The following is a 20,652-nucleotide window of genomic DNA, read 5'->3' on the forward strand; positions in this document are numbered from 1 at the left end:
AAAAAAAAAAGCATTTTCTGATTAGCAAACATTTTATAAATACAGAATCTCATTTTTAAAAGAATATTTTTCCATTTTAAATTCCACCTATTTTCCACAAAAAAAGAGGGTTCCCCCTCTTTCTTATTTCTTATCCAGATTGCGTAACATTTCGTCAATCTTGTTTCCATACTCTATGGATTCGTCTTTGACGAAGGTCAAGTCTGGAATTTTATACAATTTCAAATTGTGACCAAGCTCACGTTTGATAGTTCCGGTTGCTTTTTCAAGCCCAATTTGGGCCTTTTGATTATCTGAAGCAAGATTACTCAAAATTGTGTAGTAAACCTTAGCTACAGACAAGTCCCCAAGCATCTGAACATCTGTGATGGTCACGCCTTGGACACGCGGATCACGGACTTTCTTTTGCAAAATCTCATTGACTTCACGCTTGATCTCCATGCCCACACGATCCGTACGGAAATGATTTGCCATGCTATTCCTTCCTCTCTATTGAACCAAAAGCTAGGCCAGCAGACCTAGCTTTTTCTAAACTTATTGATTTTCAATTCAAATTGGAACGAAGTTCAATTTGAACTCATCGGCTTCTTTCGCCGTGGTGAAAGTGATTAGGCTGATAATTCAGTTCAATCACTGGGGATTTTTGAGACTCTAGGCTCAAAAATAAGCAATGAAACCATCGGTTTGCTTGCGTCCCTCACCACCTAAGAAAGGAGCAAAAATTTTATCTCTTGATTTCTTCCATGACATAGGCCTCAATCACATCATCCATCTTGATATCATTGTAGCCATCAATCATGAGACCACCTTCACGGCCATTTGTAACTTCTTTGACATCATCTTTATAGTGTTTCAAGCTTGCAAGTTCACCATCGTAAATAACGACACCGTCACGAATAACACGGACTTTAGAGTCACGGGTAACTTTACCGCTAGTAACCATAAATCCACCGATTGTTCCGACTTTAGACACTTTGAAGGTTTCACGGATAATCGCTTCACCGATAACTTTTTCTTCAAATTCTGGATCAAGCATACCTTTCATGGCTTCTTCCATCTCTTCGATAACCTTGTAGATAATGCTGTGGAGACGGATTTCTACATCGTCGGCTTCTGCTTGTTGGCGGGCTTGTGGTGTAGGACGTACGTTGAAACCAACGATAAAGGCATTTGAAGCTTCCGCAAGAGTCACGTCAGATTCGTTGATAGCACCAACTGCTGAGTGGACGATGGTGACTTTTACACCTTCCACATCAATCTTTTGTAGTGAGGCAGAAAGGGCTTCAACTGAACCTTGTACGTCGGCTTTGATGATGACGTTAACAGACTTAAGTTCACCAGCTTTAAGAGTATCAAAGAGGTTTTCAAGACTTACACGCTGTGTAGCTTGACGTTGTTTCATAAGAGCACGTTTGGCACGTTCTTCACCAGCTGCACGAGCAGATTTTTCATCTTCGTATACAGCAAAGTGATCACCCGCCATCGGTGCTTCGTTCAAACCTGTAATTGATACTGGTGTTGATGGTCCTGCAACCTTAACACGACGTCCAAGGTCATTGGTCATGGCACGGACACGTCCGAAAGTATTACCAACAACGATTGGGTCTTGGACATTCAAGGTACCTTGTTGAACAAGGAGGGTTGCAACCGCACCTTTTCCTTTATCCAAACGGGCTTCGATAACAGTACCGATGGCGCGTACGGTTGGGTCTGCTTTGAGCTCTTGAATTTCAGCTACAAGAAGAACAGTTTCCAAGAGTTCATCGATATTTTGGTTGAACTTAGCTGAGATTTCTACAAACTCAGAATCTCCACCCCAAGCTGTTGACATAACACCGTGTTCAGCCAATTCGCCGATAACGCGTTCTGGGTTAGCACCTGGTTTATCAATCTTGTTAATAGCAACGATGATTGGAACATTAGCTGCTTTTGAGTGGTTGATGGCTTCGATAGTTTGAGGCATAACCCCGTCATCTGCCGCTACGACCAAGATCGTAATATCGGTAACAGAGGCACCACGTGCACGCATAGAAGTAAAGGCCGCGTGTCCTGGTGTATCAAGGAAGGTAATCTTCTTACCATTTTCCTCAATCTGGTAGGCACCAATATGCTGAGTGATCCCACCTGCTTCTCCTGTAGCGACACGAGAATTACGTAGGGTATCCAAAAGGGTTGTTTTACCATGGTCAACGTGTCCCATGATAGTTACAACTGGTGGACGTTCAACCAACTTGTCTTCATTTAGATATCCATCTTCTACGAAGAAACGTTCGATATCCGCATTGTCCACTTCTACCTTTTGTTTAGCTTCAATTCCATAATCAACCATGAGGAGTTCGATTGTTTCTCCATCCAAAGATTGGTTTTGAGTGGCCATAACGCCCATCATAAATAGTTTCTTAACAATCTCAGCTGGTTCACGTTTGATACGTTTTGCGATTTCCGCAACAGTCATACCATCTGTATATTCAAATTCTGTTGGCAATTCATGGAATTTACGCTCTGTAATAGGTTTTGGAGCCTGATTACGGTTATTTTGTTTATTGCCTTTTTTATTTTTCTTATTGTTATTCCAGTTACTATTTCTTTGATTTCTCACTTGATTCTGACTACTTCGATTCTTTTGTTGTTTTCTAGGACCATCTTCCTCGTGATCGTAATCATCACGATCTTTGTCTGGTCGAGCTTGCTTTTTACGACGTGTATCCACTACAGCCTCTTTGGCTACAGGAGCTACTTCAACTACAGGCTGAGTTTGTTCAGCTAGTTTAGCAGCTTCCTCAAAGATTTCCTCTGGCTCCTTACGTTTATTAGCTTGAGCCAAGGCTTCTTTGGCAACTTGAGACTGTTTGAAGCGTTCCTCGCTTGAGCGTGCGTATTCTGCATTTTGCTCAGCCTTCAGAGCTGCTGCTCGGGCTTTAAAGTCAATACGAGGACCAGCTTGGTTGGGACGATTATCAGCTTGTTGGCGATAATCATTGCCACGATTTCCTTGGCCTTGTGGTTTCTTCCCTTGGTCGTTAAAACGACGATTGTCACGGTTCCCTTGACCAGGTTTCCCACCATTACGGTTATCGTTCTTTTGACGATTACCGTTTTGTTGTTGATCGCGGTTGTTACCCTTGTTTTGCTTGCGTCTTTCCGCTTGCTCTTTGGCACGCGCTTCACGTTCCGCCTTAAAGTTTCGACTCTGCGGTCTTGCAGCTACAACTTTTTCTTCCTTAGAAGCTGCAGGTGTAGCTGGTTTGCTTTCTTCCTTAGCGACAACTGGTTTAGCTGATGCAGGCTTTTCAACTTTCTTTTCTACACTTGCTTTTGCCTCTGCCTTAGGAGCAGCAGGCTTAAAGCTAGCTATAATTTTTTCAGCAGCATCTGCTTCAACGCTTGACGAGTGGCTCTTTACTTCCAAGCCCAACTCTTTTGCACGCGCTACAACTTCCTTACTTTCTTTTCCAAGTTCTTTTGCGATTTCGTACAATCTTTTCTTAGACAAATCATGTCCTCCTCTTCTATTCCATAAGAGACCTCATTTTCTTTGTAAATCCAGCATCTGTTACAGCCAGAACCTTTCTCGATTTTCCGACTGCTATGCTTAATTCCAGTGTTGAAAACACGGTAATAACTTCTACTTGATAATAGTGGCTTTTATCCTGAATCTTCTTGGTTAGATTTGGGCTAGCATCATGAGCTAGAAATACCAATTTAACTTTCCGGTCTTGAATGGCTTTGACAACCATTTCTTCACCCGAGATAATTTTCCCTGCTCGCTGAGCCAATCCCAAGAGATTACTTACTTTTTGCTTATTCAAGTCCTAACTCTCTTCTTTTTACTTTGTGATCAACATAGGCGATCAACTCGTCATAAAAGCTTTCTTCAACTTCCATATTAAAGCTACGGTTAAAGACTTTTTTCTTTTTAGCCTCTAGGGCTTCTGCATTGTCTAGCTTGATATAAGCGCCCCGGCCATTAGCCTTGCCTGTCGGGTCGATAAAGACCTCACCTTCTTTGTTCTTGACAATACGAAGTAAATCTCGCTTGTCAATCACATCGTTGGAAACAACAGACTTGCGCAAAGGGATTTTTCTAGTTTTCATCCTTCCCTCCTCTGATCAGCTTTTATTCTTCGACCAATTCGTCTGTTTCTACCTGGTCAGCTTGTTCTGCTGCTTCCATGGCTTCAAACTCACTTGCAGACTTGATATCGATACGGTAGCCAGTCAAATGAGCTGCCAAACGAACGTTTTGTCCACGACGACCGATCGCAAGAGAAAGCTTGTTATCTGGCACAACGACCAAGGCACGTTTGCTGTCGTTTTCATCAAAGATAACTTGGTCAACTTCTGCAGGAGCGATAGCGTTGTAGATAAATTCAGCTGGATCGGCTACCCATTCGATAACGTCGATGTTTTCTTCGATTGGAACCATACGATCGCTCTTAGCATCGTAGCGAGCTGGGTGGAATTTGCTAGTAATTTTCTTGATGTTAGCACCACCACGTCCGACGATTGTCCCGATCGCATCCACGTTTGGATTGTGGCTACGAACAGCAACCTTTGTACGGTCACCTGCTTCACGAGCCACGCTCATGATCTCAACTGTTCCGTCATAAACTTCAGGAATTTCTTGTTCCATCAAGCGTTTGATCATTTCTGGGTGGCTACGACTTACAAAGACATTCACACCACGAGGATTGTCTTCAACCTTGTAGACATAAACTTCGATACGATCGTGAGAAGCAAAGACTTCACCAGGGATTTGGTCTTGTTTTGACAATTGAGCTTCGATGCTGCCAAGGTTGACATAGATAAAGCGATTGTCGAAGCGCTCCACTGTACCTGACATGATTTCTTGTTCATGCTCTTTGTATGTGTTGTAGGTGATAGCACGTGTTTGCTTGCGCATTTTTTCCATGATGGTTTGTTTTGCAGACTGGGCTGCTACACGACCAAACTCACCTGGTGCTTCTTCAAATTTAATCTTGTCCCCAAGCTCGTAAGCTGAGTTAATGGCAAGAGCATCTTTCAAGCTGATTTCCAAACGGCTATCAAATACTTCATCAACAACTTCACGAACAGTATAAACTGTAAAGTCACCTGTCTTTTCGTTGAAATCAATGGCTACACTGTCAGACTGCCCATAGCGTCTGCGATAGGCTGAACGAAGTGATTCCACCACTGCATCAATGATGTCTTCTTTTTTGATTCCCTTGTCTTCTTCCAAAATGCGGAAGGCCTCTAGCATTTCTTTACTCATCTTCTATTCACTTTTGAATCTTCAAAAGCTTCCTTTCTTTTACTATAATTTTACTGCTAAACGTGCTTTCGATACCAAACTGTATGGGATTTGGACTGTTTTCTTACGAGTCTTGTCCATATATTCCACCGTCAACTCATCCTCTTCAAAGGCTAGCAAGGTTCCTTCAAAGACCTTTTGCTTATCGATGGCTTGGTAAAGTCCAACATGGATGTATTTTCCAACTGCTCCAGCGACTGCTTCCTTGGTTTTCAAAGGACGCTCCAAGCCTGGACTGGTGATCTCTAGGAAATATTGTTCTGGGAAGGGATCTGGCTTGATAGTATCTAGGACAGGACTGATAATCTCTGTCAAGTCCGCTGTGTCGTTCAAGGTAATTCCCTCTGGTTTATCTACAAAAATACTAAGAATCATGTCACTGCCAATCTTTCCGTACTCGATATCCACGAGTTCAAAGGGAGCTTCAATGACAGGTTCTACGACTTCTCTGACTAATTCTACGATAGTTGCGATTGCGTCCACCTCCTCATAAGCAAGAGGCGAAGATATTTCCCCGCCTCACTTTCTCATATTCTTACTTACAGTATAGCACTTTTGACTACTTATGTAAAGTATAAGCACTCAGAAGGCTTGATTTTAAGCTTTTTCTTAGAATTCTGCCTCAACTCGGTAGATAACTTGACCCTTACTTGAGAATTTTTGCTCATATTCTGTCATGACATTGCCTTCAAAGTCGCTGGCGTGCAGATCCAACCAAACTCCATTAAGCTTCATGCCATATTGAGAAAAACTCACTAGGCTGTATTCAAACAAGCCACGGTTATCTGTCTTGAAATGAATCTCACCGTGTTCAGGCAAGATACGCTTGAAGGTATCCAAGAAACTCTTATAGGTTAAACGACGCTTTTCATGGCGTTTTTTAGGCCACGGATCTGAAAAATTTAGGTACAAGCGATCAATCTCACCATCTTCAAAGTAGTCGGTCAAATCAGAACCATCAACCCACAACAACTTGATATTGGGTACAGCAACTTCCAAGACCTTGTCCAAGGCATAACTCAAAACAGACTTTTGAATATCAATCCCGATATAGTTGATGTCAGGGTTTTGTTTGGCCATACCTGTCACAAAAGCACCCTTACCACTACCAACCTCAACATGGATAGGATTGTCATTTCCAAATAAATCTCGCCATTTCCCTTTGGCTTCTAAAGGATTTAAGACAACATACTGAGGATTAGCCTCTAGTAATTCTGTTGCCCCTTTACGATTTCTAACTCTCATCTCTTCTTTCCATACTTGTCACGGAAGATACGCAAGGCATAGATCTCCCGATTGACATTTTCTAGATCTTCATTTGTATAATATTTGGCAATCTGGCTCAAGAAGGATAACTGAGCATACCAAAATAGTTTGTTGATGACTGTTTGGTTGTATTTGTAACCGTAATAAGTCAACCACTCTTTCCACTGATAGTCTGGAATATAGTGACATAGCATATGCGCTACATCAAACATGCGATCCGTTAAACGAACGGAATCCCAATCCACTAAATAAACAAGACCGCTCTCTGTCTCAATCCAATTACTATGTCGTACATCTCCATGAACGATCGTTGCATAATCTTCCCTAAAGTTTGGCAAGCTTCCTCGCAAATCCTCTACTACCATTCTTAGATATTGATTGTTCTTCAAGGATTCTGGAGCATCTTTTAACCAAGCCTGAAGCAAGTCAAAAGGTGTTTCTAAAGAATAGCCCAAACGAGTCAATTGCGTCATCAAAGGACGCGAACGATGCAAGCGGCTCAAAATATTGATAATCTGCTTGCGATTCATATCATAAGGGGTCAAAATTTTACCATTCAACCATTCTTGGGCACACATATCACGCCCATCCGATAAACGGCGAGTCCATAATAATTGAGGAGCGATTTGTTCCTTGGCTAAACCAGGTAGGATTGGAGAGGTGTTCATTTTAATAAAGACGCGCTTCCCATCAGGGTAGCTTCCCATATAAGCTTTTCCGCTTTTCCCAGGTATAGGGGTCAGCGTTAGCTCAATATCACCCAAGTCCATTTCTTTCCTCCGTATAAAGTTTCCTTACTATTCTACTAGTTTTTAGGCTATTCGTCAACCAGTCCCGACCTGATTCTCAAATAAAAGCCCTTTATCCAATCTTGTTAAAAGAAAAAGGCAAGCAGAGAGATCTGCCTAGCCTTGGTCATTCAATTTTTTTAGCAGAAAATTGTAAGGAAAAAATCTATGCTTAATCTGATAATTCAAGCTTTTAACTGGTTCTCATCATGCAAATACCCTATGCAAAAAAGTCATGATAAATGGTAAGTTTGCGATGATATTATTAACAATATGAATCGAATAAGAAGGATAGATAGTCTTGGTATAGCGTGTCAAACCACCAAATATACATCCAACTGCTGTATAAACCAGAAGGTCTAGTAGACTAGGAAAACTTGAAAAATGAGGCAAGGCGAACAAAACCGACGGAAATAGAATATCCATTCCCCATCTTGAATTCTTAAAGAAGGCATGTTGAAGTAGTCCCCTACATACCAATTCTTCCATCAGAGGTCCTAGTACTATTAAGGTTAGGTAAACACCGAACTCCGCAAAGTTGGTCTCACTATAGGCAATAAATAAACTCCAACCTTCGTTTGTCCCCTGAACATGGTTAGCTGTCAAATAGTTAAAGCTTATAAGAACGACAGCTGCTAACATCGTCAGAACAGAATAACTCAACCACTTTTTCCTAGGGATACGAAAGAGATAAGCATGGCCCGACCTAACCAAGAACCACATCACCAAACCGATAAAGAGAACACTGATGATGTTTCGAATCCAGATAAGATTTCCTACCCAAGACGAGAACTCCCAATAATTTCTCCAAAATTGGGTTGTCCAAGACAACCCGAAAAACAAAAATAAATAGGAAAGGACTGCACTTGTTTTGAAAAGAATAGAATATTTTTTCATAGAAACTCCCTCATAGCTTTGCTATCGTAACTGCCACCAATTATCATTTATACTCTTCGAAAATCAAATTCAAACCACGTCAGCGTCGCCTTACCGTACTCAAGTACAGCTTGCGGCTAGCTTCCTAGTTTGCTCTTTGATTTTCATTGAGTATTAATCCTCTATCATTCAGTCTCGGTAGCTATCACCATGACTTTGATAAGCCAATACATCTACCCTTGTGTACTTTTGTTGCCGTTAAAAACTTTATATTTTTCATCATCTAGGCAGTCAATTCTTTTCAAAATGATAAACCATCATCCTTTTTCTACCCGATCATTTTATAAAGCTTGATACACTCGATGAAAAGTTGCGGCAGATACCACTCTATGATTTGTGAGGTCAAGATAATCTCCTGGATAGCCAAGGACATACATACTATAACCAGCAAAACCCCCTCCTGCCGTTCCGACTAGGCCAATTTTGAGATTGGTTACAAAGGAAGACTGAAGCCCTGCCATTAAAATTCGGACATGATTGTCTAGCCATACTATGTAATTCTTTTGAAAGGCGTCTTCTACCCAACTTGTTTTAGGAGTATCTTTACCAATTTCCCAAACTTCTACTATTTGATTTTTATATTTTGCTTGCATCTTTTTAATCTTTCTTTTAAGATTCTCACAGGGTTTTTATGTTCTTCTTACCTGGTCTATGTTTTAGCAGGCTATAGATCGTAACAGGGGTACTTACCAGTACAAGAACATGTCTCCAGAGTTCTGTCGAAATCATGAGTACTCTTATACAAAGAACAAGAGATAGCAATATTATTACAACTCGGGCAAATAAATCTAACAATTCGACATACTTTTTCATCTGATTCCTCCATCTATTGATTTCACATCTACCAGGTCAGTTCCCTAGTCACTATGATGCCAACTGATCATCCTCTACATTCCTTTGTAAATTTAACCACTGTCAACTACTAGAAGAATGATAAACAATTGTAACAAATATGGACTAAGATAGGCACCGATAGATTTTGACTCTTTTTATAAGCAAAGCCCAGCACCAAACCTCCAAATAGATAATAGAAAAACGAAGGAAAATCATAAGGTGCATGCAGGAATGAGAAGAGAGAGGCAGTCAGTACAAGCCCCAACCAAGAATTTTCAAAAACCGCACCTTGAAGGATACCTCTGAAAACAAATTCCTCCAAAATAGGCCCAAAAACTGTCACGCTTGCAATAAAGGATAAGGAAATTCCTGTACTAGTAGCCTCAAGGTGTTGATATCCAGCACCAGAAGAGACTGTAAAAAAACTATAATAACCTATATTTACCAGCACACAAATAAGAAAGCTTCCAATAAAAAGTAGAATTTCTTTCTTCGTTAACCTTCTTAGCGAAACCATATCAAACCATTTCGCATAGGCAACACTCAGTGAAATCCAGAAAGTCTTTGCGATAATAAATAGGTACTCGTTTTGAAAAAAATCTCCTTGATTGATGGTATAGCCTACTGTAGTAACTATTATAAAGGCTAAAAATCCAACAAACACAGCATGACATTTATTAAAAATGGCCATAAACACAACCTCTCTCCTATTTAGAATCATCAAAATAAGGATTCAAGAATTTTGCATTTTACAGATAATACTTAGCAGATATTATTTTAAAATCATCCATCTTATTTTGATGATCTATTCCAGACCTATAAAACTTCTATGTTCAAGATTTAAAGTGGCTTTTTCTCCATTTTTTATTGAACTGAACGAAGATATAAACCGAAGCAAAGTATGCTAGTGCATCCATTACATAATACCACTCATTTCCCCTAAGCGGATAAAGACAAGTTTGCATGATTACATACAAGATGACAATCGTAATTATTTTTTTCGCCATAAGAATCACTCCTTTATTTCAGTTTAGCATTGGTATCCTTGTAACTTTTACACTTTTAGTATGGCACTGCTTTTTTAGGTTTTGCATCCAAATCTTAAATGGTCATCAAAAACTCTTAAATTGCAAGAACCCCTCTTGAAAAATCCCGTAGTCTGAAAACACTGCCTGTAAGTTCTTTTTGTGAGCTTACTTTTTATAATACTTCAAGCCCCAAATGAGCAGCAGCATGATGATTAAGCAGAGAACAGAAGCAATATAACCAATCAGTTGTTGATAGGATTCTGCCGCCGTTATACCTCTATACAAACCGATAATAGACATAAAACCTGTCAATCCGATGAACATGAGTTGATTGGTTCTAGGATTAACCAACTCATCATCTTCAAACTTTCTCACTCTCATTTCTCTAGTGAGGTAAACAATCACCAAAATAGAAGCCAAGTTAACAACCACTAAAAGCAATTGAAAAACTAAGGAAAAATGCAAAAACTGACGAGAGAGAAATAAATAAGTATAGATCAGTACAGGTAACTGACCTAGGAACAATCTCGCAAGGAAGATGTTCCGTTTTTTAGCAAGAATAGTTTTCATTTCTTTGCTCCTTTCTTTTTAATGATAGCAAAATAGATTATAACTGCAATCAGATAGGCTATTGTATAAAATAAATGATACCAATTACTATCCCCAAGAGGAGACATGATTAGATACAAGATGAAAATGACAAGTATTTTTTTCTTCATAAGATTTCCTCATAAATATTTGTTGAGCAAGAACCTTTACACTCTTAGTATAGCACTCCTTTTGACCTTAATTTCCCCAAATCATGAATGGTCATCAAAACCTCCTAAATTGTAGAAAAAATAAAAAGCAAGCAGGGAAAACATGCTTGCCCTAATATATCTTAACAAATCAAAATGCACTCATCTTTACTTCCCTTTTTTCTGATACATTCTCATGATAGCTAGGAGGATAAAGGCTACCCAGCTCGCTAAAACTAGAAGGGTGAGGCCTGTATGTAAGATTTCAGGTGTCCTCTCTATTCGGCTGATGAGACGGACTAAGGAAACCACTGCCATCTGAATGAGGAGCAAGGATTCTGCCCTAACCAATGATGTCTGCTGATTTTCAACTGCATGTAAAAAGGCTGGCAGCAAGACACAGGTTGAAACAATTATTATCAGATTAGCTCCTGTACCTTCTCCTTCGTTGACTAGAGAAAACATGAGAAGATTGGATAGGATGATCAGTACAGAACAAGCTATAAAATAAGATTTCTGGTTCATTTATTTTTCCTCGAATATTATAAAAAGTCAGGCTGGATAAGGACAAATCGTAGCAGTGTTTTTCAACCTAAAATGCCTAGGTCCTCTTGTTCACACATTCTCTAATCAGAAGTTGACAGCAAATGAACCGCCAAAACCTGACGAAAGACTTGATCTTGACAGGTGGTATTGAGACTGGCATTGGGATAACTTTCCACAATCTTCATGACGGTATAGAGACCAACACCTCGGTCCTCCCCTTTAGAACTAACTCCAAAAGAGAAGATTTCAGAAACATCTATCCCCTCTTCTTTGATGGAGTTTTCAACGATAAAGGTTTCCTGTGCTCCATTTTTTATAAAGGCGATTGAGACACGAGGTTGACTGGCCTCTGCACTAGCTTCAATGGCATTGTCACAAAGGATAGACACAATAGTCAGAAAATCAAGCAGACTCATACTCTCGACTTGAATCTCCTCAGGAACTTCGACATTAAAGACAATATCCTTTTCTCTGGCTTTTAGAAATTTTCCTGCTAGGAGACTTTTAAGGGCACGATCCCGAACATTCACCAACCTACCTAGGTCATATTTATTGTCCTGCAATTTTTGGCTAGAATCCTTCAAGACGGAGTCGTAGACCTCTTTTATCTGCTCCATATCCCCCTCTTCAATGCCCAGACGTAAGCTGGTCAAGAGGTTGGCATAATCATGGCGAAAGCTCCGCACTTCCTTATAAAGCTCCTCTATATGCCGACTATAGCGTTCCATATCTCTATAGCGCAAGTCCTGCTCTTGGTTCAGTCTCTCATGGAGTTTGTCCTTCAAATAGGTATCCAATTTCTTGATAATCCCCATAAAAAAGAGCAGGTAAAACACTAGGATGAGATGGCGAACAGTCGTTGATTGGATGCTTTGTTCATATTCAAAGAAAGACAGATTTTCCATGACTAGATAGTAGGCCCCCATTATCCAGTTAATCGTAGTAAGGGACTTTTGAAAACCTTTATCGAGAATCTCCTTTCTCAAGCTAGTGAAATCATAGTCCAACCATTTCAAAAAGGCTAGAGAAATGAAGAAATTGAAAATTATTATACATAACCCAGTAAATGAGTAGTCATTATATACTTGCCCTTGTCCCAAAAATGGAAGCACAAAATAAGAAATACCTCTATAAAAGAGATTCACCAATATCATTGGAAAGAGACCATAAAAGAAAAGGAGTTTTTTAGGAAGCCCTCTTAACAATAAGAAAGATAAGCCGATACCGTACAAGGGTTCCATAAAATAAGATAGGTAAGTATTTCCTACTATATAGCTAATCATTACAAAAACAAAGGCCAATAGTATCTTAAAAAGAAAGGCCTTAAAAATTCTCTCAAAAGTGAGACCAATTCCATCTACCTTAAAGAATATGACAATTTCTAGTCCCTGAGTAACAAGTGTATACAATATAATCCAAATATTATACATAAGTTCTCCTAACTCAATGCAAGTTATTGATAGCCTCAGATACTTCCCTGACCTTATAACGCGCTATTATACAGCTTCCACCATTGGGAAAGAAAAGGAGTTTTTCTTTCTTATCCAAACGAACTACATTAGTTGGATTAACTAGAAAAGAGCGATGGCACTGCAAGAGACGGGGCTCCTGCTTGAGAACCTCCTCTAAACTCGCCGTAAATTCTAACCTGTCTGTCTTGGTATAGAGAATAACACGATGGGGTCTTGGGGACGTTTCGAGATAGTAAACCTCTTTAAAGGGATACTGGAATTGGGCGAATTTTGATTTAAAGTAAAAGCAATCTTCCGCCAAACTTTTACTATCTTGACTATTGGCATAGATAAGGGCTGTCTCGATCCGAGATTCAAACTCCTCTGCCGATAAGGCCTTATCAATGTAGTCCAAAGCTGACACTTGGTAGCGAAAAGACAGGGGCATAAACTCCGAATGAGTCGTCACAAAGACGATCAGGGCATAAGGATCCCGATCCCGAATCTTTCTAGCCACCTCTAGACCCTTCATCTCTTCATTTCGAATCTCAATGTCCAAAAAGAATAGCTGATGTGCTCCCTTCTCATGCACCTCTGCCAGCAGTTGATCTGGCTTGCCAAAGACTTCAAAAGAGCTGGGAACGATACTCTGTTTTTTCAAAAGTTTCTCAATCGTCGTTTCAATTCTGGCTTGTTGGGAAAAATCATCTTCTAAAACAAATATTCTCATCTTCTTATTCTCCTTGTTTCAACCATTTTTGGCGAATTTCTCTATAACGACGTCTGGAATACTGAACAGCATATTGACCTTCTTCTCCAAGAAAAAGAGTCTTTGACTGGAGTTCCATGGATTTTACTCGTTCAAGATTGACCAGACAATTTCGATGACATCTTGTTAAGGTTTCCCCATATTGTTTTTCAAGCTTGCTTAAATTTTGAAACAGATCAAAGCTAGCGTCTTCTGTAACAATCTGCACGGTATGGGCTTTACTTGGATGCGTTTGGATGTAGTAGATATCCTTTATGTTTAATTTGAAAATTTCTTTCTCTTTTTGGATAATAATATAGTTCATGGATAAAACCTCCTGAAGAGAGGATACCATAAGTCTAGAATCCATTTTTTGCCAAATCCTAAACGGTTATCAAAAATTCCTAAAGTGTCGAAGTTTTTCCGAAATAACTATGATAACCTTACAACTATTTTATCATAAAATCCCGCTATTACCATTCAGGAAATTTCAATGACAATTAAAGATTTGTAGGTAAAAAAAGAGTAAAAAGTGATAGGCTAGGATTATAGAAAGACAAAGGCTTAAAACAACTTTAAAACCATCACAAAGGAGGAATTCTCATGACGGATACAGATCCAATCAAAACTGCCCAGGCACTGATAACTGAGTTAAACAAAGCTTACCAAGTCTGCAAACAGGCAACAGCTGACGATGTCCGTTTTCAGGAGCAACTGGACAATATCCTCCGCTTTCTCTCTAAAGCTGAGACAGTGGATAATCGATTCTTGATTGAGCTGGAAAAATTTTACCAAACTTCCAGTCTTCTCATGGGCCTCAGTGCTCTCAATCCAGACGCTCCTACTCGCGCCGCTTGGAGAGCCTATGACCGCTTCCACTTTGACCAAGTCAAGACCAAGTTGAGTCTCTACGGACCAACCACTATCCTGTAGTAACTAAAAAGAAGCTGAGACAGATTGAACTCAACTTCTTTTTTAGTATCATATAAGCAATGTTATACTCAATGAAAATCAAAGAGCAAACTAGGAAGCTAGCCGCAGGCTGCTCAAAGCACCGCTTTGAGGTTACAGATGGATGCTGACGTAGTTTGAAGAGATTTTCGAACAGTATTAGTCCTGCATCTGACGTTTCACCTGATAAGGGAGATACAAAATTTGTAAGACCAGTCCAGCTCCAAGGAGGGCTAGAAGGGCTAGTTTTTCTTGGAGAGTAATCACACCAACTATCAGTTGAACCAATAAAACAAAACCAGTCAATCCTCGGACAACTGCCTGTAATCCCTTTTCCTTTTGCCCCTTATCTAGCGGGAAAAGTTGGGTCAAATATTGGTAGTCAAAGGCGTGATAGAGGGCCAATAACTGAAAGAGCAAGAGGTAGTTAAATAGAACCACTACTGCTGTCGCAATCCAAGACTGCTCGATAAAGATCAACGCCAGCAAAGATAGGAAGAGGAGGCGAAGACTGAGGGCAAAAAAATCTCCATTTCGCAAATAAGAACGAAGATAGAGGTTCTGCCAAATCTTGCTCGGCACCTTCTGAACTGCTTTTAGGATAACATCTAGATAAGCTCGTCTCTTGACGCTGTTTGAAATTCCCTTGACTTGGGTAAAGAGGGCAAAGAAACGGAGTAAAAACTGCTTGCGTTTACTTTCTTGGGCAATCACATAGTCCCAGTCCAGATGATTTGCACTAAAAAACTTGCCAGCTTTTTTCTGAAACAGGAAATATTTCCCGACTCCCAAAAGAAGAACATAGACCCCAAAAACTCCTAAGCCTAAGCCCATGGCTAAAAATAGAGGAGCAAAAAGAAGCAAGAAGAGAGTCTGTACACTAACCCAAGAGATGAAGGAAACTAGACTTTGCTTCTGTATGTGTTCTCTTACTTCTTCTTCAGCTACTAAGAGAAAGAGCTTATCAGGTGCTTCCACATAGGTCGCGATTCCACCCCAAAGCATGAGTAAAACAGAGACAATTCCAATTAAACATAGGATTGGTAGGTGATTCTCAGGAAAATGCTGGAGCAGTTGACTATACTGATAGGCTAGAAAACCTACCAAGACCAGTAAAAACAAGACAAAGTGGTCATTGAGTACATAGCGCAGATAACCAAGACACTCCTTACGAAAAGCCTGCTTTCGCTTTAGAAACAAGTCTTTCATCGGTCCTCCTCTTTGGTCAAAGCCAAATAGATATCATTGAGACTTGCTTGAGGCATGGCAAAAGCTTGTCTCAACTCTTCAAGATCCCCTTTAGCTCTCACTTGTCCTTTGTGAAGAATAACAAAAGAATCACACATTTTTTCAGCAGAGTCAAGAACGTGGGTACTCATGAGGATAGACTTGCCTTTTTTCTTTTCAAGATCCAAAAGCTGAATCAAGTCTGAAATTGCCAAGGGATCAAGACCAAGGAAAGGTTCATCGACGATAAAGAGACTCGGATCCACGACAAAGGCACAGATAATCATGACCTTCTGCTTCATCCCTTTTGAAAAATGAACTGGGAACCAGTCTAATTTCTGATCCAAACGGAACATTTTTAAAAGCGATTCTACACGTTCAAAAGCTAGATTTCGCTCAATACCATAGGCCATAGCAACCGTCTCGATATGTTCTCTGAGAGTCAATTCCTCGTACAAACTAGGAGTTTCAGGAATATAACCAATCTGCTGACGATATTCACGAGGATTAGCACCTAAGGTTAGCCCGTCGATGTTTATTTCTCCACTATAAGGTGTCAACAAACCAATAATTTCATTGATGGTCGTTGATTTTCCTGCACCATTGAGACCGATCAAACCGACCAACTGTCCACTCTCGACTGTAAAGGACACATCTTTCAAGACAGGGACATGAACGTAGCCACCTGTCAGATTTTTAATTTCTAACATATTTTCTCCAAATCTGGTATAATGTAGCTATATTATATCAAAATTCAATACAGTAGAGGTAGATTTTATGTCAGATTGCATTTTTTGTAAAATTATCGCAGGGGAGATTCCCGCATCAAAGGTTTACGAAGATGATCAAGTTCTTGCCTTCCTTGATATCTCACAAGTAACACCTGGTCACACCTTGGTCGTACCAAAAGAACACTACCGCAATCTTTTAGAAATGGATGCTGCAAGTGCTAGCCAACTTTTCGCCCAAGTTCCAAAGATTGCTCAAAAAGTCATGAAAGCTACCAAAGCTGAAGGTATGAATATCATCGCCAACTGTGAAGAAGTTGCTGGACAAACGGTTTTCCATACCCATGTCCACCTCGTTCCTCGCTATAGTGCAGATGATGACCTAAAAATTGACTTTATCGCACATGAACCAGACTTCGACAAACTTGCCCAAGTCGCTGAAACAATCAAAAACGCTTAAGGAGTCACTATGAAACTATCAAATTTACTACTTTTTGCAGGCTCTGCAGTCGGTTCATACCTCCTCGTTAAGAATCGCCAAGCTATCACTGAAGAAGTTTTAGATACTACTGATCGCGTTGAAGCCATTAAGGATGACTTGGATATCATCCAAGATAGCCTGCAAATTATCGACCAACAAAAAGAACTCATCAAGGAATATCAAAAAGATTTGACCTATAAGTTTAAAGTCTTTGAAAAAGACCTTCAAGCAAGACTTAGTGTGATAAAAGAATTACAAGAAACTGAAGAAAACTAAGGAGAGGAAAATTCCAACTTTCCTTATATCCCCTTTAAATCCATTTTGGGTTAGCAGATCCTAATAGACAAGTGAGGGCATGAAAATGAAACAGTTTTTTAAAGTTTTGACACGGATCATCCTGATTATTTGTGGTGGCCTCAGCCTTCTTGTAGCTCTGGCATTTCTAATACTGGCCAATCTGTTCAAGGCCTCACCGAGTGACATCCGAGAAGGAAATGAGGCCTTAAAACAAATCTTTGTCTCCCTTGACCTGCCTCCTGAGAAAGTAGAATCAAATGGAAGCTATCAATTCGAGGGTGGGGGCTTAGATTTTTATGTGACATTCTCTGATGATGTCGTCAATAGCCACCCAGTCCTAAAAGAAAGCCCAAACATTACTAAAAACCGACTCAAAGTCTATGTCTTAAACACAGGAGATATTTCCTACCATTCAGTAGAAGACAACTTATTCAATCATGGTTTATTCCAATTTTTAGAGGAGGAAAGCAGGAAGTATTTCCAAGAAATCGGAAAGAAATCAGATCCTTCCTACTTTATTCTCACTTGGAGGGATCCAGAAAGCATGAAAAAGGGAATCGCATTTTATGAAAAAGCTTTGACCTTGGTGGATATCCAGGACAATTCGGCGATTAAGCGCATTGATACCGTCACCGTTAAGCCTGGCAAGGAAGCAGAACTTAAGCAACTCATCCAGGACATGGATGAGGCTGGCTTACTCATTCAAAAATATCAATAGTAAACTAGTTGGAGATTCTTTCTCCCATGCTAATACTCTTCGAAAATCAAATTCAAACCACGTCAGCGTCGCCTTACCGTACTCAAGTACAGCCTGCGGCTAGCTTCCTAGTTTGCTCTTTTATTTTCATTGAGTATAAAAGTCTTAAGATTGCACGAAAAAGAGCCCGAAGGCTCTTTTTACTTTATGCTTTATTCTCCTTCAAAGGCATCCTTAATATGGTCAAAGAAGCCTTTTTTCTTTGGATTGACTTTTAGATCACCTGCAGCTGCAAATTCTTTCAAGGCTGCTTTTTGTCGTTCGTTCAAGCCTGTTGGAGTCACGACATTGACAGTAACGTATTGGTCACCAAGGGCACCACCACGAAGGCTAGGCGCACCTTTACCACGTAGACGGAATCGTTTACCAGTCTGAGTTCCTTCTGGAATGACTAATTCTACATCACCATGAACTGTAGGGATGTCTACTGTATCACCAAGTGCTGCTTGAACAAAATTGAGGTTCAAATTGTAGAAGATAGTGGTTCCTTCACGTTCAAACTTATCACTAGCTTCAACTGAAACCACCACGTACAAGTCACCATATGGTCCACCGTTAAATCCTGCTTCACCTTGACCAGCTAGGCGGATCTGTTGACCTGTTTCCACACCAGCAGGGATTTTTACGTGTACACTATGGGCTTGTTTTTCATGACCAGTTCCATGACAGGTTGTACATGGATCTTTGATTTCTTGACCACGGCCATGACAGACATCACAGGTTACTTGGCGACGCATCATGCCGAGAGGTGTTTGGGTATCAACATTGATCACACCTGAACCATGACAGCGTCCACAAGTAACTGGACTTGTTCCAGGTTTAGCACCAGACCCATTACAAGTACGACAGCTTGCTTCACGATTGTATTTGACTTCCTTTTCTGTACCAAAAATAGCTTCTTCAAAAGTCAAATGAACGCGATACTGGAGGTCGTCACCTTGACGAGGGGCGTTTGGATTACGTGAGGCACCTCCACCACCAAAGAAGCTTGAGAAGATATCCTCAAATCCGCCAAAACCACCTGCTCCATCGAAGCCACCGAAACCGCCAGCACCACCAAAACCACCATTGGCACCAGCAGCACCATATTGGTCATAGGCAGCACGTTTCTGTTCATCGCTCAAAGTTTCATAAGCTTCTTGAACTTCCTTGTACTTGTCCTCAGCACCAGGATCCTTGTTGATATCTGGGTGATATTTTTTAGATAATTTCCGATAGGCCCTCTTGATCTCATCTTGAGATGCATTTTTCGAAACGCCCAAACGGTCGTAAAATTCAGTATTGTTCATACAAGATACTAAGAGCGGACAGAAAGCGACTGAAATTTAGGAAACCGACAAGAAATCCTGATTTCTTAGGCGGTTTATCTAATTTCCAAGCTTTCCGCTCGGGTTCAATTCCCCGAACACTCTTTGTCCTTTCTATTGATGTTGTAAATCAAACCTCGATGTAGGTCGGGTTCAATTCCTTTCTTTTATATTGAGTAAGAAACTTCAGAGCTCGGCTACAATTTCCCAAACACTCTTTGTTCCTTTCTATAAATTTCATGTAAATCTTTAGAGGGTGTTTTCTATACATCGCTCCACTTGATCAAACTCTTCATCTGATAGAGTAAATATCAAATCCTCTTCAGAGTACTCGTTTTTTTCTTTAAAATAGTTGTCAGTATTTTCTGCCAAACCTAGACTTAGAATCACTTTCCTTGCAAACTCTTGATGTGCGAATCCTATAGCCGTAATGATCTGTTTATCTTGCACAAGGACTTTCGGTTGGAAATTCTCACGAGGAAGAAATTCAAAATAGTCAAAGAAGTTTTGCCAAATTCCACCTGTAAATTTCGTGTCCTTCAACAAGCCTGCTTTGGCTAATAAAAGGGGGGCTGAAGAAATGGCTGCAATTAAGACATCTTGCTCACTAAGCTCCCTCAAAAACGATATCAATTTTTCATCCTGTAGAGCAGGTCCAATGTTAACCATTCCTGGCAAAATCACACAAGAATACTCTTCTATACGGATTTGATCCAATGTTTTGATCGGTTGACAGGACAAACCATCCTCAGAGATCACCTTCGAATTCTCAGAAGCTACATAATCAATCGTGATATCAAAAGACAGAGCTAAAGTACTCGTTAAAGTGGTTATCTCATAAAGAGAAAAATTAGGATAAATGATACAAAGTACTTTTTTCATACGCAACATCCTCTATTTTACCGAAAAACAGAGGCTGGGTTGCAACCTCTGGATTTCTTATAACAAATTCGGATTCTCCCTGATTATGTTGATAATATCTCGAGCATTAGTTATATTTTCTGAATAACTGCCACTAGTACCATCATCATCTTCGTAACTATAATTACTTGTTAATGAATAATCACTTTCAATGATGTATTCTTTAACCCAATTCCTAGTATATTTACCATCCGAGCTCCAACTGTCAAAGCTACCTTCTTCAGTATGTCTATTCCCTACTGAATTAATAAAACGCATTAACCACTCTACATCACTATCATTCAAGTGAGAACCCGCAATATCGATGTACTGTGAAAGGTAATCTCTCTCTTCTCTAGTAGCCATATCATTCTCCT

25 protein-coding genes are annotated in these 20,652 nt (G+C 40.0%); 4 read left to right on the plus strand and 21 right to left on the minus strand.

Features of this window, described 5'->3' with window-relative positions; translation table 11 throughout:
* Positions 1 to 123: 123 nt before the first annotated feature.
* The 16 genes from rbfA to HMPREF2619_RS06665 all read right to left on the minus strand — a co-directional run bounded on the left by rbfA (position 124) and on the right by HMPREF2619_RS06665 (position 13,952).
* Entirely contained in the window at positions 124 to 474 is a 351-nt protein-coding gene (gene rbfA, locus HMPREF2619_RS06585) for a 30S ribosome-binding factor RbfA (RefSeq protein ID WP_070460202.1), read from the minus strand.
* 250 nt (positions 475 to 724) lie between these two features.
* Positions 725 to 3,493, minus strand: a complete 2,769-nt coding sequence (gene infB / locus HMPREF2619_RS06590; RefSeq protein WP_070460204.1) for a translation initiation factor IF-2 — start codon at positions 3,491 to 3,493, stop codon at positions 725 to 727.
* Positions 3,494 to 3,509: 16 nt separating this feature from the next.
* Positions 3,510 to 3,809: a YlxQ-related RNA-binding protein gene (locus tag HMPREF2619_RS06595; RefSeq protein WP_004251819.1), complete on the minus strand. Its 300-nt coding sequence runs from the start codon at positions 3,807 to 3,809 to the stop codon at positions 3,510 to 3,512.
* The gene (gene rnpM, locus HMPREF2619_RS06600; protein WP_004251817.1) at positions 3,802 to 4,095 is read right to left on the minus strand and encodes an RNase P modulator RnpM; all 294 of its coding nucleotides are present in this window, start codon (positions 4,093 to 4,095) and stop codon (positions 3,802 to 3,804) included. Before rnpM ends, HMPREF2619_RS06595 begins: the two co-directional genes overlap by 8 nt.
* A gap of 22 nt (positions 4,096 to 4,117) precedes the next feature.
* Positions 4,118 to 5,254, minus strand: coding sequence for a transcription termination factor NusA (gene nusA / locus HMPREF2619_RS06605; RefSeq protein ID WP_000032287.1), 1,137 nt, complete (start codon positions 5,252 to 5,254; stop codon positions 4,118 to 4,120).
* A 42-nt stretch (positions 5,255 to 5,296) separates the two neighbouring features.
* Positions 5,297 to 5,776, minus strand: a complete 480-nt coding sequence (gene rimP / locus HMPREF2619_RS06610; RefSeq protein WP_070460205.1) for a ribosome maturation factor RimP — start codon at positions 5,774 to 5,776, stop codon at positions 5,297 to 5,299.
* Positions 5,777 to 5,902: 126 nt separating this feature from the next.
* Positions 5,903 to 6,538, minus strand: coding sequence for a tRNA (guanosine(46)-N7)-methyltransferase TrmB (gene trmB / locus HMPREF2619_RS06615; protein ID WP_070460207.1), 636 nt, complete (start codon positions 6,536 to 6,538; stop codon positions 5,903 to 5,905).
* Positions 6,535 to 7,329 (minus strand): cell cycle regulator CcrZ, encoded by a 795-nt coding sequence (gene ccrZ / locus HMPREF2619_RS06620; RefSeq protein ID WP_000362994.1) that lies wholly within the window; start codon positions 7,327 to 7,329, stop codon positions 6,535 to 6,537. Before ccrZ ends, trmB begins: the two co-directional genes overlap by 4 nt.
* Before the next feature lie 225 nt (positions 7,330 to 7,554).
* A complete protein-coding gene (locus HMPREF2619_RS06625; RefSeq protein WP_070460210.1) occupies positions 7,555 to 8,244 on the minus strand; it encodes a CPBP family intramembrane glutamic endopeptidase in 690 nt (229 codons plus the stop codon).
* Between the two features lie 320 nt (positions 8,245 to 8,564).
* On the minus strand, positions 8,565 to 8,876 hold the full coding sequence (locus tag HMPREF2619_RS06630; RefSeq protein ID WP_070460211.1) for a role in replication: 312 nt from the start codon (positions 8,874 to 8,876) through the stop codon (positions 8,565 to 8,567).
* 329 nt (positions 8,877 to 9,205) lie between these two features.
* Positions 9,206 to 9,808 (minus strand): CPBP family intramembrane glutamic endopeptidase, encoded by a 603-nt coding sequence (locus HMPREF2619_RS06640; protein ID WP_049527008.1) that lies wholly within the window; start codon positions 9,806 to 9,808, stop codon positions 9,206 to 9,208.
* Positions 9,809 to 10,310: 502 nt separating this feature from the next.
* Positions 10,311 to 10,715: an immunity protein gene (locus HMPREF2619_RS06645; protein ID WP_070460212.1), complete on the minus strand. Its 405-nt coding sequence runs from the start codon at positions 10,713 to 10,715 to the stop codon at positions 10,311 to 10,313.
* 335 nt (positions 10,716 to 11,050) lie between these two features.
* Positions 11,051 to 11,407 carry a hypothetical protein gene (locus HMPREF2619_RS06650; protein ID WP_070460213.1) on the minus strand — a complete coding sequence of 119 codons (357 nt, stop codon included), beginning with the start codon at positions 11,405 to 11,407 and terminating at the stop codon, positions 11,051 to 11,053.
* 101 nt (positions 11,408 to 11,508) lie between these two features.
* Complete coding sequence (locus HMPREF2619_RS06655) at positions 11,509 to 12,858, minus strand: sensor histidine kinase (RefSeq protein WP_070460215.1); 1,350 nt, start codon at positions 12,856 to 12,858, stop codon at positions 11,509 to 11,511.
* A gap of 13 nt (positions 12,859 to 12,871) precedes the next feature.
* Positions 12,872 to 13,609: a response regulator transcription factor gene (locus HMPREF2619_RS06660; protein WP_070460218.1), complete on the minus strand. Its 738-nt coding sequence runs from the start codon at positions 13,607 to 13,609 to the stop codon at positions 12,872 to 12,874.
* Between the two features lie 4 nt (positions 13,610 to 13,613).
* Positions 13,614 to 13,952, minus strand: coding sequence for a LytTR family DNA-binding domain-containing protein (locus HMPREF2619_RS06665; protein WP_070460220.1), 339 nt, complete (start codon positions 13,950 to 13,952; stop codon positions 13,614 to 13,616).
* A gap of 278 nt (positions 13,953 to 14,230) precedes the next feature.
* Here HMPREF2619_RS06665 and HMPREF2619_RS06670 point away from each other — a divergent pair, with 278 nt between their 5' ends.
* Entirely contained in the window at positions 14,231 to 14,560 is a 330-nt protein-coding gene (locus HMPREF2619_RS06670) for a helicase BlpT (RefSeq protein ID WP_070460221.1), read from the plus strand.
* A gap of 177 nt (positions 14,561 to 14,737) precedes the next feature.
* Here the strand turns inward: HMPREF2619_RS06670 and HMPREF2619_RS06675 are convergent, their stop codons facing one another.
* Positions 14,738 to 15,787 carry an ABC transporter permease gene (locus HMPREF2619_RS06675; RefSeq protein ID WP_070460223.1) on the minus strand — a complete coding sequence of 350 codons (1,050 nt, stop codon included), beginning with the start codon at positions 15,785 to 15,787 and terminating at the stop codon, positions 14,738 to 14,740.
* Positions 15,784 to 16,515 carry an ABC transporter ATP-binding protein gene (locus HMPREF2619_RS06680; RefSeq protein ID WP_070460224.1) on the minus strand — a complete coding sequence of 244 codons (732 nt, stop codon included), beginning with the start codon at positions 16,513 to 16,515 and terminating at the stop codon, positions 15,784 to 15,786. Before HMPREF2619_RS06680 ends, HMPREF2619_RS06675 begins: the two co-directional genes overlap by 4 nt.
* A gap of 67 nt (positions 16,516 to 16,582) precedes the next feature.
* On the opposite strand from HMPREF2619_RS06680, the gene HMPREF2619_RS06685 reads away from it, so the two are divergent.
* From HMPREF2619_RS06685 to HMPREF2619_RS06695, 3 genes are all read left to right on the plus strand, one after another.
* Positions 16,583 to 16,993, plus strand: a complete 411-nt coding sequence (locus HMPREF2619_RS06685) for an HIT family protein (RefSeq protein WP_070460226.1) — start codon at positions 16,583 to 16,585, stop codon at positions 16,991 to 16,993.
* Between the two features lie 9 nt (positions 16,994 to 17,002).
* Positions 17,003 to 17,290 carry a hypothetical protein gene (locus HMPREF2619_RS06690; protein WP_000777764.1) on the plus strand — a complete coding sequence of 96 codons (288 nt, stop codon included), beginning with the start codon at positions 17,003 to 17,005 and terminating at the stop codon, positions 17,288 to 17,290.
* A gap of 85 nt (positions 17,291 to 17,375) precedes the next feature.
* A complete protein-coding gene (locus HMPREF2619_RS06695) occupies positions 17,376 to 18,029 on the plus strand; it encodes a hypothetical protein (protein WP_083279613.1) in 654 nt (217 codons plus the stop codon).
* 191 nt (positions 18,030 to 18,220) lie between these two features.
* Here HMPREF2619_RS06695 and dnaJ read toward each other — a convergent pair whose 3' ends face one another.
* The 3 genes from dnaJ to HMPREF2619_RS06710 all read right to left on the minus strand — a co-directional run bounded on the left by dnaJ (position 18,221) and on the right by HMPREF2619_RS06710 (position 20,641).
* A complete protein-coding gene (gene dnaJ, locus HMPREF2619_RS06700) occupies positions 18,221 to 19,357 on the minus strand; it encodes a molecular chaperone DnaJ (protein ID WP_001066325.1) in 1,137 nt (378 codons plus the stop codon).
* 267 nt (positions 19,358 to 19,624) lie between these two features.
* Positions 19,625 to 20,257 carry a DJ-1/PfpI family protein gene (locus HMPREF2619_RS06705; protein WP_070460232.1) on the minus strand — a complete coding sequence of 211 codons (633 nt, stop codon included), beginning with the start codon at positions 20,255 to 20,257 and terminating at the stop codon, positions 19,625 to 19,627.
* Positions 20,258 to 20,314: 57 nt separating this feature from the next.
* Complete coding sequence (locus HMPREF2619_RS06710) at positions 20,315 to 20,641, minus strand: hypothetical protein (protein ID WP_070460234.1); 327 nt, start codon at positions 20,639 to 20,641, stop codon at positions 20,315 to 20,317.
* Positions 20,642 to 20,652 lie beyond the last annotated feature (11 nt).

Origin of the sequence: Streptococcus sp. HMSC074B11, assembly GCF_001808705.1 — a bacterium.
Taxonomy (GTDB): domain Bacteria; phylum Bacillota; class Bacilli; order Lactobacillales; family Streptococcaceae; genus Streptococcus.